The 12,191-nt window shown below is 67.0% G+C and carries 11 protein-coding genes; 7 read left to right on the top strand and 4 right to left on the bottom strand.

Annotation, left to right across the window (positions count from 1 at the left end; all coding sequences use genetic code 11):
* Window positions 1-11: 11 nt before the first annotated feature.
* Both NJH59_RS21585 and NJH59_RS21590 read left to right on the top strand, forming a co-directional pair.
* Entirely contained in the window at window positions 12-449 is a 438-nt protein-coding gene (locus tag NJH59_RS21585) for a pseudoazurin (RefSeq protein ID WP_058541265.1), read from the top strand.
* Window positions 446-1,795, top strand: a complete 1,350-nt coding sequence (locus tag NJH59_RS21590) for an OprD family porin (protein WP_253087292.1) — start codon at window positions 446-448, stop codon at window positions 1,793-1,795. The genes NJH59_RS21585 and NJH59_RS21590 overlap by 4 nt, the downstream gene beginning before the upstream one ends.
* 3 nt (window positions 1,796-1,798) lie before the next feature.
* Here the strand turns inward: NJH59_RS21590 and NJH59_RS21595 are convergent, their stop codons facing one another.
* From NJH59_RS21595 to glcC, 4 genes are all read right to left on the bottom strand, one after another.
* Window positions 1,799-2,290 (bottom strand): GNAT family N-acetyltransferase, encoded by a 492-nt coding sequence (locus NJH59_RS21595; RefSeq protein WP_253087293.1) that lies wholly within the window; start codon window positions 2,288-2,290, stop codon window positions 1,799-1,801.
* A gap of 7 nt (window positions 2,291-2,297) precedes the next feature.
* Window positions 2,298-2,759: an Lrp/AsnC family transcriptional regulator gene (locus tag NJH59_RS21600; RefSeq protein ID WP_043861187.1), complete on the bottom strand. Its 462-nt coding sequence runs from the start codon at window positions 2,757-2,759 to the stop codon at window positions 2,298-2,300.
* A gap of 187 nt (window positions 2,760-2,946) precedes the next feature.
* Window positions 2,947-5,013 (bottom strand): maltose alpha-D-glucosyltransferase, encoded by a 2,067-nt coding sequence (treS, locus tag NJH59_RS21605; RefSeq protein WP_253087294.1) that lies wholly within the window; start codon window positions 5,011-5,013, stop codon window positions 2,947-2,949.
* Between the two features lie 147 nt (window positions 5,014-5,160).
* Entirely contained in the window at window positions 5,161-5,919 is a 759-nt protein-coding gene (gene glcC / locus NJH59_RS21610) for a transcriptional regulator GlcC (RefSeq protein WP_043861171.1), read from the bottom strand.
* 233 nt (window positions 5,920-6,152) lie between these two features.
* Here glcC and glcD point away from each other — a divergent pair, with 233 nt between their 5' ends.
* The 5 genes from glcD to NJH59_RS21635 all read left to right on the top strand — a co-directional run.
* Window positions 6,153-7,652 carry a glycolate oxidase subunit GlcD gene (glcD, locus tag NJH59_RS21615; RefSeq protein WP_043861170.1) on the top strand — a complete coding sequence of 500 codons (1,500 nt, stop codon included), beginning with the start codon at window positions 6,153-6,155 and terminating at the stop codon, window positions 7,650-7,652.
* Complete coding sequence (glcE, locus tag NJH59_RS21620; protein ID WP_054915154.1) at window positions 7,652-8,731, top strand: glycolate oxidase subunit GlcE; 1,080 nt, start codon at window positions 7,652-7,654, stop codon at window positions 8,729-8,731. Before glcD ends, glcE begins: the two co-directional genes overlap by 1 nt.
* Before the next feature lie 13 nt (window positions 8,732-8,744).
* Window positions 8,745-9,971: a glycolate oxidase subunit GlcF gene (glcF, locus tag NJH59_RS21625; RefSeq protein WP_043861168.1), complete on the top strand. Its 1,227-nt coding sequence runs from the start codon at window positions 8,745-8,747 to the stop codon at window positions 9,969-9,971.
* 4 nt (window positions 9,972-9,975) lie between these two features.
* Entirely contained in the window at window positions 9,976-10,383 is a 408-nt protein-coding gene (locus tag NJH59_RS21630) for a heme-binding protein (protein ID WP_043861167.1), read from the top strand.
* A 16-nt stretch (window positions 10,384-10,399) separates the two neighbouring features.
* The coding region (locus NJH59_RS21635; RefSeq protein WP_253087295.1) for a malate synthase G at window positions 10,400-12,191 on the top strand (1,792 nt) is incomplete at its 3' end.

Consider the following 12,191-nt stretch of genomic DNA (forward strand, 5'->3'; position numbering starts at 1 on the left):
ATAGCCCGCCCATGCGCCTTGCCGCCTTGCCCCTGCTGCTCGCCAGCGCCCTGCTCGCCCCTTCGGTATCGGCCGAGGTGCACGAAGTGAAAATGCTCAACCGTGGTGCGACCGGCAGCATGGTGTACGAGCCGGACTACCTGCGCATCGCCCCCGGCGATTCGGTGAAGTTCATCGCCACCCAGAGCGGGCACAATGCCGCCTCGCTGCCCGGCCTGCTGCCCGAAGGCGCCGAGGCGTTCAAGGGCAGGATCAACCAGCAAATCGAGCAGACCTTCAACGTGCCGGGCCTGTACGGCATCCAGTGCATCCCGCACCTGTCGATGGGCATGGTGATGCTGATCCAGGTCGGTGAGCCCGCCGCCACGCCACCAAGCCTGCCGAGCACCTTGCCCAGGCGTGCAGCAGATCGTCTTGCCGCCCTGCTGCAACGCGAGGCCGCACAATGATCGCACTGCGCACCCGTTCGGCCCTGCTGCTGGCATTGGCCGGGCCGGCGCCCCTGGTGCTGGCCGAATCGGCCCAGGAGCAGGCCAACGGCCTTATCGAAGACAGCACCTGGAGCCTGCTCAACCGCAGCGTGTACGACAACCGCGAATACCGCCACGGCATGCGCAACAGCGGCGCACGCAATGCCTACAAGCCCCGTGCCGAGCGCAACGGTTATGCCGAGGAATGGGCCTATGGCCTGATGGGCACGTTGCAGTCGGGCTTCACCCAGGGCCTGATCGGCGTGGGCGTGGATGCCCATGCCTACCTTGGCGTGCAACTGGACAGCGGCGGCGGACGCGCCGGCAAGGCGCGCCTGCTGGGGCTGGACAACCACGGCCACCCCAAGAACGAGTTCAGCCGCGGCGGCGCGGCGGTCAAGCTTCGGGCCTCCTCCACCGTGCTGTCGTATGGCGAACAGCGGGTCAAGACCCCGGTGTTCAGCTCGTCCGACAGCCGCCTGCTGCCCGAAACCGCCACCGGGGTGCTGGTCACCAGCACCGAATTCGATGGGGTGAAACTGGTAGGCGGGCACTTCACCGAGAGCACCGACCGCAACGCCAGCAGCCATGACCAGGGGTTCGTGGTGAACTACTCCAACGCAGCAAAGGGCGATGCCTTCGACCTGGCCGGGGTGGTCTACAGCGCAAGCCCGAGTCTCAGCGCCAGCCTGTACACCTCGCGCTACGAAGATACCTGGAACCAGCACTACCTGGGCGGCACCTTCAGCCATGCACTGGACGCCAACCGCTCGCTCACCTTCAACCTCAACCTGTACCGCACCACCGACACCGGCAAGGCGTTGTCCGGGCAGATCGACAACACCACCTGGAGCCTGCTCTCGACCTACGCCCAGGGCCCGCACAGCTTCAGCCTGGGCTACCAGAAGGTCGATGGCGACACACCGTTCGACTATGTGACCCGTGGCGCGATCTTCATCAGCAACGCCGTGCAATTGTCGGACTTCAACGCCCCCAACGAGCAGTCGTGGCAGGCCCGCTACGACCTGGCAATGACCCCGTGGGGCCTGCCCGGGCTGGTGCTGAGTGCGGCGTATGTGCGCGGCAGCCGCATCGATGGCAGCCACGTCGACCCGCGTGGCGGCTATGCGTACCTGGGCTACGGCGAAGGCGGCAAGCACTGGGAGCGCGACCTGGAGGCGCGCTACGTGGTGCAGGGCGGCGTGGCCAAGGGCACCACCGTGTCGCTGCGGCACAACGTGCACCGGGGCAACACTGCCCAGGCCGAGCTGGATGCCGACCAGATCCGTTTGGCGGTGGAATACCCGCTCAACGGGCGCTTCTGAGGTTCAGCCGGCGGGCAGGCGACATTGCATGTGGGTGGTCTGCCACACCGGGTCGGCTTCCACATCGATGATCTCGAAGCCATGTTTTTGCCAGAAACCAATGGCGCCTGGCAGAAACGGATGGGTGTGCAGGTACAGCACCTGCACCTGGTCCTGCAGCGCCAGCTCACGCAATGCGCGGTACAACTCGCCGGCCAGCCCGCTGCGGCGATAGGCCGGCAACACGAACAGGCGCACCACTTCCACCACCTTCTGCCCACGGTAGTCGAGCTGGCGGAAGCGGTGATCGTAAGGCAGGTAGCCGATGGCCGCGACGATCTGGCCATTGCAGCGGGCCAGCAGGAAACGCCCCGCGCCGTGCAGGTAGACCTGTTCGAACTGCTGCAGGTCTGCCGGCATCCCGGTGGCGGCGAGCTTGGGGAACAGCGCGGCGCGGGCCTGCATCACGAAGGCGACGGCCGCCTGCCTGTCGTCGGCGCCGGCCTGGTGCAGCATGATCGGCTCAGGGCGCATAGCGCAGCGGCAGGCGGGTGGAGTACTTGATCTGCTCCATGGAGAAGCTGGAGCTGATGTCGGACAGGCCCGGAATGCGGATCAACTGCTTGTACACCGCGTCGTAGGCGGCCACGTCCGGCACCACCACGCGCAGCAAGTAGTCGGTGTCGCCGGCCATGCGGTACACCTCCAGCACTTCGTCGATACCGGCCACGGCGGCATGAAAGCCGGCCAGCCAGTCGGCGTTGTGCTGGGTGGTCTTGATCGAGACGAACACCACCACGCCGACATTGAGCTTCTTGCCGTCGAGCAGGGCCACGCGGCCGCGGATGATGCCGGCCTCTTCGAGCTTCTGGATGCGCCGCCAGCAGGCGGTGGTGCCCAGGCCGATCTGCTCGGCGATATCGCCCACCGCGCGGGTGCAGTCGGTTTGCAGAAGGTCGAGTATTGCCCGGTCCAGCTTGTCCATGCAGAAGCCTTTTGGTGGGGAGAGGCGTCGGGCATTTTCCATCAGGTGGGCGGGGTGTGTCACGGGGCAGGCAGCAGTGCGGTGACGGTGGCGGCCCTTTGCAGGAGCTGGCCTTGCCAGCGAAGGGGCCGGGGAACCGTCAGACACGAAGCCCCGGGCCTGTAAAAACGTTACCGCATGCAAACGCCTACAGCGTCGCCACACTGCTCACGATGCGCAGCGAAAGGCCCTCATAGCCGTCCAGATTGATGGTCATCTCCCCCGCTTCGCTCAGCTCGCCCTCCAGCCGTTCGTTGATCATGTCCACCACCGCGCCGGGGCTTACATCCGGCAGATGCAGGGTTTCGCTCAGTGGCTCGGCACCGAAGTTGAGTGCGGTGATCTGGATGCCCTTGCCTGCCGGCAGCTCGTGCACCATCAGCAGCAAGGCCGGGTTGGCCACCTCGGGGATCAGGATCTGCCGGCTCGCCGCAATCGCATAGGCCTGGCGCACAGCGAGCATGCGTTTCAGGCTGCTGGCAAAACTGTCGGGGTGCTGCAACTGGCTGGCCAGGCTGCCATACAGCGAACGCGCACGCGGCAGGCCCTCGGCCGAGAGCTGCGCCTCCACGTCCAGGTCGGCCAGGTCATAGGCGCCGCGATGAATCCAGCGGGTGTCGCCGTCACCCATCAGCCCCTCCACCTGCTCGGGCTCCAGCGGCAAGGCGCCGACCAGGTCCCAGCCCGACAGCGCAAACACCCCCGGCTGCATGGCGTTGTACATGGCCAGCAGCAGGTGCACCTTCTGGATCAGCGCCAGCTGCTCGGCGTCGATGCTGCCCAGGTCGCGAATGCCCAGCGCGGCGGTGATGATGCTGACCGTGGTGCACGACACGCCATTGGTCACGAACTTGAGGTTGTACGGCGCGTGCTCGCCCGCCAGGCCCTCGTACATCTCGCTGCGGATATGCTCGCGCAGGATGTTGCCGGGGAAGGTCTGGCCCTTGTACAGGTAGCTGTCGTTGGCGTGCAGGGTCCAGAAATGCACCAGCTCCAGGGTCAGTTCATCGTGGTTCTGCAGGGCATGGATCAACGAGGCCGGGTCGATCTTGAACGCATGCATCTGGTGCAGCATCAGGCGCAGGAACTCGGTGTCACCGGTCAGCAGCGCGTGCTGGTAGGCCGGGCGCGTGACGAAGTCGTAGGACAGGTCGGCGCCGCCGTGGGACATGTTGGCGATGTCGTCCAGGGTCAGGTTCAGTTCCTGGAAGCTGAAACCACCGGCCTTGCGGATCATGCCGCCCAGCAACTGGTTGCCGGTGACCGACAGCGGGTGGCTCTCCGACCAGGCCGGCCCTTCGGCGCGCCGCTCCACGCCGAGAAAGCCATTGGCATCCAGACGCAGGCCACGGGCGCCGAGCACGTCGATGGCGTGCAGGGCGTCGCCGATGATCAGCTGCTGCGCGGCAAAGCTTGGGTCCAGCCAGTTCAGCGATGGCTGGCCCTCCTTGAAGTAGTGCAGGTACACCCAGCGTCGCAGCTTGCCGTCGACCCCGAGTACCGGCGGCGTGGCGCTCCAGTCGGTTTCCTTGATGCCGGGTTCGAAGAAGATCACCCGCTGCAACTGGCCAACGATGTAGTGACGGGCCTTGAGCTCGTCGCACATGGCCGGCGTGAGGTTGGCCGCATCGCGCCCGGCCGGCACCTCGGGCAGCAGGCCCCAGTCGGCTTCGCGGATCTCGATCATGTGGTACAGCCCGGGATAGTCGCCGTAGGCCATCTCGGCCAGGCGAAAATCGGCGCCCTTGCCGGTGTGCGCCGGGATCGAGTCGTCGATGGTCACCGCGTTGTGCGCCGAGGCCACCTTGCTCAGGTGCACCAGCTCGGCCTCGCTGCCGTAGCGCGGGTCGATGTCGAAGCTGATGCGGTCGAAGTTGCCGTCCACGCTGGGGGTGAACTCGCGCTGGGTGATGCCGCCCGAGCGCTTCAACGGCCCGGTGTGCACGCCCTGGATACCCAGCTCCGACAGCGCCTGCCACAGCTGCTCATGGGCCAGCGCCTGCAACACCGAACCGCCCTCCTCGACGATGATCGAGGCCGGGTACACCGTCAGCCACACCGAGGCGATGGCACTGGCGTCGCGGGCGCGGGCCTCGGCGTAAGGGTGCAGCCACATGCGCGCCTGCCCTGCATACAGCCGGGCGCGGTCGCGGGCGGCTTGCAGCATGGACTGGCCTTGCAGCCATTCGATGGTGTCCTGGCCTCGCTGGGTCATACGCTTGCTCCTTCGACGGGGGGCGTGGGGTCGTGCCCTCAAGGTGTGAGTGGGTTTGACTGCAATCGTTCGCATTTTTTGCTGCGACCAGCGGGCAGATGTGGCAGAGCTCCGCCGCACGGCGCGCCTACCCCGGCCCACACGCCCTCAAACCCACCCCTCCAGCCGCAACGTCGCGCGTACCAGCCGCTGCTCCTCCTCCTCGATCTCCTTGAGGTTCGCGCAGATGCCCTGGATATGCGCAATCGCCGCCTTGCGCGCCTGCTCCGGCATTCGCCCGGTCACGGCGTTGTACAACCGCGCATGCTGGCGGTCGATCTGGCGCTTCTGCACATCGCGGTGGTACAGGTTGTTCACCGAGGCGAACACCGAGTTCAACAGCAGGTCGGTCAGCGAGCGCAGCGTCTGCACCAGCACCGGGTTGTGCGAGGCCTCGCAGATCGCCAGGTGAAACGCATGGTCCAGGTGCGCATGCTCAGAGGCCGTCAGTGGCTGCTCATGGGCCGCCAGCAACGCCTCGTAGCTGCGCCGTATGAGCACGAAGTCCGCCTCGGTGCCGCGCAGCGCCGCCAGGCGTGCCGACTCCCCTTCCAGCAGGCTGCGCACCTCGAACAGGTCGTACAGGGTGCGCGGCTGCGAACTGAACAGGTGCATCAATGCCGAGGTGCTGCCCTGCCCCGACAACTGCGCGACATATGAACCCTTGCCATGCGCAGTCTCGATGATGCCCTTGGCGCGCAGCAGCTTGAGCCCTTCGCGCAGGGCCGTGCGCGACACGCCGAGCTTTTCGGTCAGGCGCCGCTCCGACGGCAGCGCCTGGCCGACCTTGAGCACGCCATCGACGATCAGCCGCTCGATGCGCTCGCACACCACGTCTGCCACCTGCATTGAAAGCGCTTCGCCCATCGTCCCTCCAACTGGTATGACCAGACACCATGGGCTTTATGCCCCTTGCCAGATCAATACATAACTAACTGTATTTATTGAATATTCATGAAAAAGCCGGAAAAACCGCAGCAACAAACTGGTTCGACCAGTGATTTGAGCGATAGACACTAAGCCGCCGCCGGCCAATGATGCAAGTGAGCCGTGTTCCATCGAGCTTCCATAACAACAAGACAAGGGTCGTTAGCCTGCCCATGAACATTCTCTACGACGAACGCGTCGATGGTGCGCTGCACAGCGTCGACCGGGCCGAGTTCCTGCACACCCTGCAGAGCCGCCTGCCCGACCTGGATATCCTGCACGCCGCCGAAGACCTCAAGCCCTACGAGTGCGACGGCCTCTCGGCCTACCGCACCACGCCGATGCTGGTGGTGCTGCCGCGCCATCTGGAAGAGGTGCAGAGCGTGTTGCGCCTGTGCCACGAGCGCAAGGTGCCGGTGGTGGCACGTGGCGCCGGCACCGGTTTGTCCGGCGGCGCGCTGCCGCTGGAAAAGGGCGTGCTGCTGGTAATGGCGCGCTTCAACAAGATTCTTGAAATCGACCCGGCCGGGCGCTTTGCCCGCGTGCAGCCCGGCGTACGCAACCTGGCGATTTCCCAGGCTGCCGCGCCGCATGGGCTGTACTACGCACCCGACCCCTCCTCGCAGATCGCCTGCTCGATCGGCGGCAACGTCGCCGAGAACGCCGGCGGCGTGCACTGCCTCAAGTACGGCCTGACCGTGCACAACGTGCTCAAGGTCGAGATGCTCAGCGTCGAGGGCGAACGCATGACCCTGGGCAGCGATGCCCTGGACGCCCCCGGCTTTGACCTGCTGGCGCTGTTCACAGGTTCCGAGGGCATGCTCGGCATCATCACCGAAGTCACCGTCAAGCTGCTGCCCAAGCCGCAGGTGGCCAAGGTGCTGCTGGCCGCCTTCGACTCGGTGGAAAAGGCCGGCCGCGCCGTGGGCGACATCATCGCCGCCGGTATCATCCCCGGCGGCCTGGAGATGATGGACAACCTGGCGATTCGCGCCGCCGAAGACTTCATCCACGCCGGTTACCCGGTAGAGGCCGAGGCCATCCTGCTGTGTGAACTGGACGGCGTCGAGGCCGACGTGCACGACGACTGCGAGCGCGTGCGCGTGCTGCTCGAACAGGCCGGTGCCACCGAAGTGCGCCTGGCCCGCGACGAAGCCGAGCGCGTGCGCTTCTGGGCCGGGCGCAAGAACGCCTTCCCCGCCGTGGGCAGGCTGTCGCCCGACTACTACTGCATGGACGGCACCATACCCCGGCGCGAACTGCCCCACGTGCTGGGGGCCATCGCCGACCTCTCGGCCGAGTACAACCTGCGCGTGGCCAACGTGTTCCATGCCGGCGACGGCAACATGCACCCGCTGATCCTGTTCGATGCCAACACCCCCGGCGAGCTGGAACGCGCCGAGGCGTTCGGCGGCAAGATCCTCGAGCTGTGCGTGAAGGTCGGCGGCAGCATCACCGGCGAGCACGGCGTAGGCCGCGAGAAGATCAACCAGATGTGCGCCCAGTTCAACAGCGACGAGCTGAGCCTGTTCCATGCGGTAAAGGCTGCGTTCGACCCGCTGGGCCTGCTCAACCCGGGCAAGAACATCCCCACCCTGCACCGCTGCGCCGAATTCGGCGCCATGCACGTGCACCACGGCCAACTGCCCTTCCCGGACCTGGAGCGCTTCTGATGAGCACCGTACTGTTCGACCCGGCCCACGGCAGCGACCGCAGCGCCGACCTGCTGGCCCGCGTGCAGCAGGCCATCGCCGAGCGCACCCCGCTGTTCATCCGCGGCGGTGCCAGCAAGACCTTCTACGGGCGCCCCGTCGACGCCCAGCCACTGGACCTCGCCGGGCACACCGGCATCGTCTCCTACGACCCCACCGAACTGGTGATCACCGCCCGCGCCGGCACGCCCCTGCGCGAGCTGCAGGCCGCGCTGGAGCGTGGCGGGCAGATGCTTGCCTGCGAAGTGCCGTGCTTTGGCGACAACGCCACGGTCGGCGGCATGCTCGCTGCCGGCCTGTCGGGCCCGCGTCGCCCATGGGCGGGTTCGGTACGCGACTTCGTACTGGGCACGCGCATGATCAGCGGCCTGGGCACGCACCTGCGCTTTGGCGGCGAGGTGATGAAGAACGTCGCCGGCTACGACCTGTCGCGCCTGCTGGCCGGCAGCCTGGGCTGCCTGGGGGTGATCACCGAAGCCTCGTTCAAGGTGCTGCCCAAGTACCGCTGCCGGGTCAGCCTGCGCCAGGCCATGCCGCTGCAGATGGCCCTGGACAAGCTCGGCGAATGGGGCCAGCAGCCGATCCCGCTGACCGCCGCCAGCCATGACGGCAGCACCCTGTACCTGCGCCTGGAAGGCAACGAGGGTTCGGTACGCGCCGCCGCCGAACGCCTGGGCGGCGATGCGCTGGATGACAGCTACTGGGACGACCTGCGCGAACAGCGCCTGGCGTTCTTCGACGACCCGCGCCCGCTGTGGCGCCTGTCGGTGCCGGCACTGACGGCGCCGCTGGCGATCGAGGGCGAGCAGTTGATCGACTGGGGCGGCGCGCAACGCTGGCTCAAGAGCAGCGCCGATGCCGACAGCATCCGCCAGCTCGCCGCCGCCGCCAACGGGCACGCCACCTGCTTCACCCCGGGCGTGGTGGACAGCCCGTTCCAGCCGCTGGCCGCACCGATCCTGCGGTTTCACCAGACGCTCAAGCGCAACCTGGACCCTCAGGGCATCTTCAACCCCGGCCGCCAGTACGCCGACGTCTGACCCAGGAGCCACCATGCAGACCAACCTGAGCGAAGCGGCCAAGCGCCTGCCCCACGCCGACGAAGCCGAACGCATCCTGCGCAGTTGCGTGCACTGCGGCTTCTGCAATGCCACCTGCCCCACCTACCAGGAACTGGGCGACGAGCTGGACGGCCCGCGCGGACGCATCTACCTGATCAAGCAATTCCTCGAGCAGGACACCGTCAGCGAGAAGACCCAGCAGCACCTGGACCGCTGCCTGACCTGCCGCAACTGCGAAACCACCTGCCCGTCGGGGGTGGAGTACCACAAGCTGCTGGACATCGGTCGCGACGCCATCGAGGCCCGTGTACCCCGCCCGCTGGGCCAGCGCCTGCTGCGCAGCGGCCTGCGCGCCGTGGTGCCGCGCCCGGCCCTGTTCCAGGCGCTGGTGAGTACCGGCGAGCTGCTGCGCCCAGTGCTGCCCGAGGCATTCAGGACCCACCTGCCACGCAGCGTGGCACCGGCCCGGCAACGCCCCCAGGCCACCCATGCACGGCGCGTGCTGATGCTCGAAGGCTGCGTGCAGCGCAGCCTGTCGCCCAACACCAACGCCGCCACCGCGCGCGTGCTCGACCGCCTGGGCATCAGCATCACGCCGATTGCCCAGGCCGGCTGCTGCGGCGCGGTGGACTATCACCTCAACGCGCAGGACACCGGGCTTGAACGTGCGCGGCGCAATATCGACGCCTGGTGGCCAGCCGTGGAAGCCGGCGCCGAAGCCATCGTGCAGACCGCCAGCGGCTGCGGCGCCTTCGTCAAGGAATACGCCTACCTGCTGCGCGACGACCCGGCCTACGCGGCCAAGGCCGAGCGCATCAGCGCCCTGGCGCGGGACATCGTCGAAGTGATCCGCGCCGAACCGCTGGAGCGCTTCGAGGCCTGCTGCGACCAGACCCTGGCCTTCCACTGCCCGTGTACCCTGCAGCACGCACAAAAACTTGGCGGCGCAGTTGAAGCCGTACTCAAACGCCTGGGCTTCAACCTTACCGAGGTACCCGACAGCCACCTGTGCTGCGGTTCGGCCGGCACCTATTCGCTGACCCAGCCGGTGCTGTCCAGGCAACTGCGCGACAACAAGCTCGATGCGCTGGAAAGTGGCCACCCCGACGTGATCGCCACGGCCAACATCGGCTGCCAGACCCACCTCGACGGTGCCGGGCGAACCCCCGTGCGGCACTGGATCGAACTCGTTGACCAAGCCCTCAACCCAGGAGCCTGATTTCATGCAAAGCAAACCCGTAATGACCCTGAGCGACGTGCAGCAGATTCTCGCCGCCGCCCGTGCCGAGGCCCAGGCCAACCAGTGGGCCGTGAGCATTGCCGTGGTCGACGACGGCGGCCACCCGCTGGGCTTCGAGCGCCTGGACGGCTGCGCGCCGGTGAGTGCCTACATCGCCACCGAAAAGGCCCGCAGCGCGGCGCTGGGCCGACGTGAAACCAAGCTGTACGAAGACATGATCAATGGCGGGCGCACGGCGTTCCTGTCGGTGCCGGTGATCAGCGGCACGCTCGAAGGCGGCGTGCCGGTGATCGTCGACGGCCAGGTGGTCGGCGCGGTGGGTGTGTCGGGGGTCAAGTCCGAACAGGACGCCCAGGTGGCCAAGGCCGGCGTTGCCGCCGTTAAAGACTGATCAGGAGCAACCGAACATGAACGACCGTATTCAGCGTCAACGCCTGCAGGTCGCGAGCGCCCTGCAGCACTTCATCGAAACCGAGGCCCTGCCCGGCACCGGTGTGCCGGAGGCCAACTTCTGGCAAGGCTTCGACGCCCTGGTGCACGACCTGGCGCCGAAGAACCGCGCCCTGCTCGCCGAACGCGACCGCCTGCAGGCCGCGCTGGACACCTGGCACCGCGCCCACCCGGGCCCGGTGGCCGACATGCCGGCCTACCGCGCCTTCCTGAGCGAGATCGGCTACCTGGTGCCGGTGCCTGAACAGGTGGCGGTGAGCACCTCCAACGTCGACAGCGAGCTGTGCGAACAGGCCGGCCCGCAGCTGGTGGTGCCGGTGATGAACGCGCGCTATGCGCTCAACGCCGCAAACGCACGCTGGGGCTCGCTGTATGACGCGCTGTATGGCACCGATGCGATCAGCGACGCCGACGGCGCCGAGGCTGGCGAGGGCTACAACCCGCGCCGTGGCCAGAAGGTCATCGCCTTCGCGCGCAAGGCCCTGGACCAGGCTGCACCGCTGGCCGGCGGCTCGCACGCCGAGGCCAAGGCCTACCGCATCGAGGACGGGCAACTGCGCGTCGAGCTCATCAGCGGCATGACCACCACACTCAAAGACCCCGCCAAGTTCGTCGGTTTCCAGGGCGATGCCGCCCAGCCGAACGCGGTGCTGCTGAAGAACAACGGCCTGCACCTGGAAATCCAGATCGACCCCACCAGCGCCATCGGCCAGACCGATGCGGCCGGGGTCAAGGACGTGCTGGTCGAAGCCGCCCTGAGCACCATCCTCGACTGCGAGGACTCGGTGGCCGCGGTGGATGCCGAAGACAAGACCCTGATCTACCGCAACCTGCTGGGCCTGATGAAAGGCGACCTGAGCGAAGCGATCAGCAAGGGCGGCAAGACCCGCGTGCGCCGCCTCAACCCGGACCGCGTCTACACCGCAGCCGATGGCGCAACACTGACCCTGCATGGCCGTTCGCTGCTGTTCGTGCGCAACGTCGGCCACCTGATGACCAACCCGGCGATTCTCGATGGCGATGGCGCCGAGATTCCCGAGGGCATCATGGACGCGGTGCTCACCGGCCTGATCGCCATCCACGACCTGCAGCGGCGCGGCAACTCGCGCAGCGGCAGCGTGTACATCGTCAAGCCGAAGATGCACGGCCCTGCCGAAGTGGCGTTTGCCGCCGAACTGTTCGGGCGTGTCGAAGACCTGCTGGCGCTGCCGCGCAACACCCTGAAGATGGGCATCATGGACGAGGAGCGGCGCACCTCGGTAAACCTCAAGGCGTGCATCGGCGCAGCGCACGAGCGGGTGGTGTTCATCAACACGGGCTTTCTCGACCGTACCGGCGACGAGATGCACAGCGCCATGGAAGCCGGCCCGATGCTGCGCAAGGGCGACATGAAGTCCACGCCGTGGATCACCGCCTACGAGCGCAACAACGTGCTGGTGGGGCTGGCCTGCGGGCTCAAGGGGCGCGCGCAGATCGGCAAGGGCATGTGGGCCATGCCCGACCTGATGGCCGACATGCTGGTGCAGAAGATCGGCCACCCCAAGGCCGGTGCCACCACCGCATGGGTGCCCTCGCCCACGGCCGCCACGCTGCATGCGCTGCACTACCACCAGGTGGACGTGCAGGGGGTGCAGAGCGAATTGCAGCGCATCGACCTGGCCGGCGAGCGTGACAGCCTGCTCAACGACCTGCTGACCATTCCGGTGTCGCCGCGTCCGAACTGGAGCGATGCGGAAAAACTGCAGGAGC

Source organism: Pseudomonas sp. VE 267-6A (assembly GCF_024126555.1).
GTDB classification, from domain to species: Bacteria; Pseudomonadota; Gammaproteobacteria; order Pseudomonadales; family Pseudomonadaceae; genus Aquipseudomonas; species Aquipseudomonas palmensis.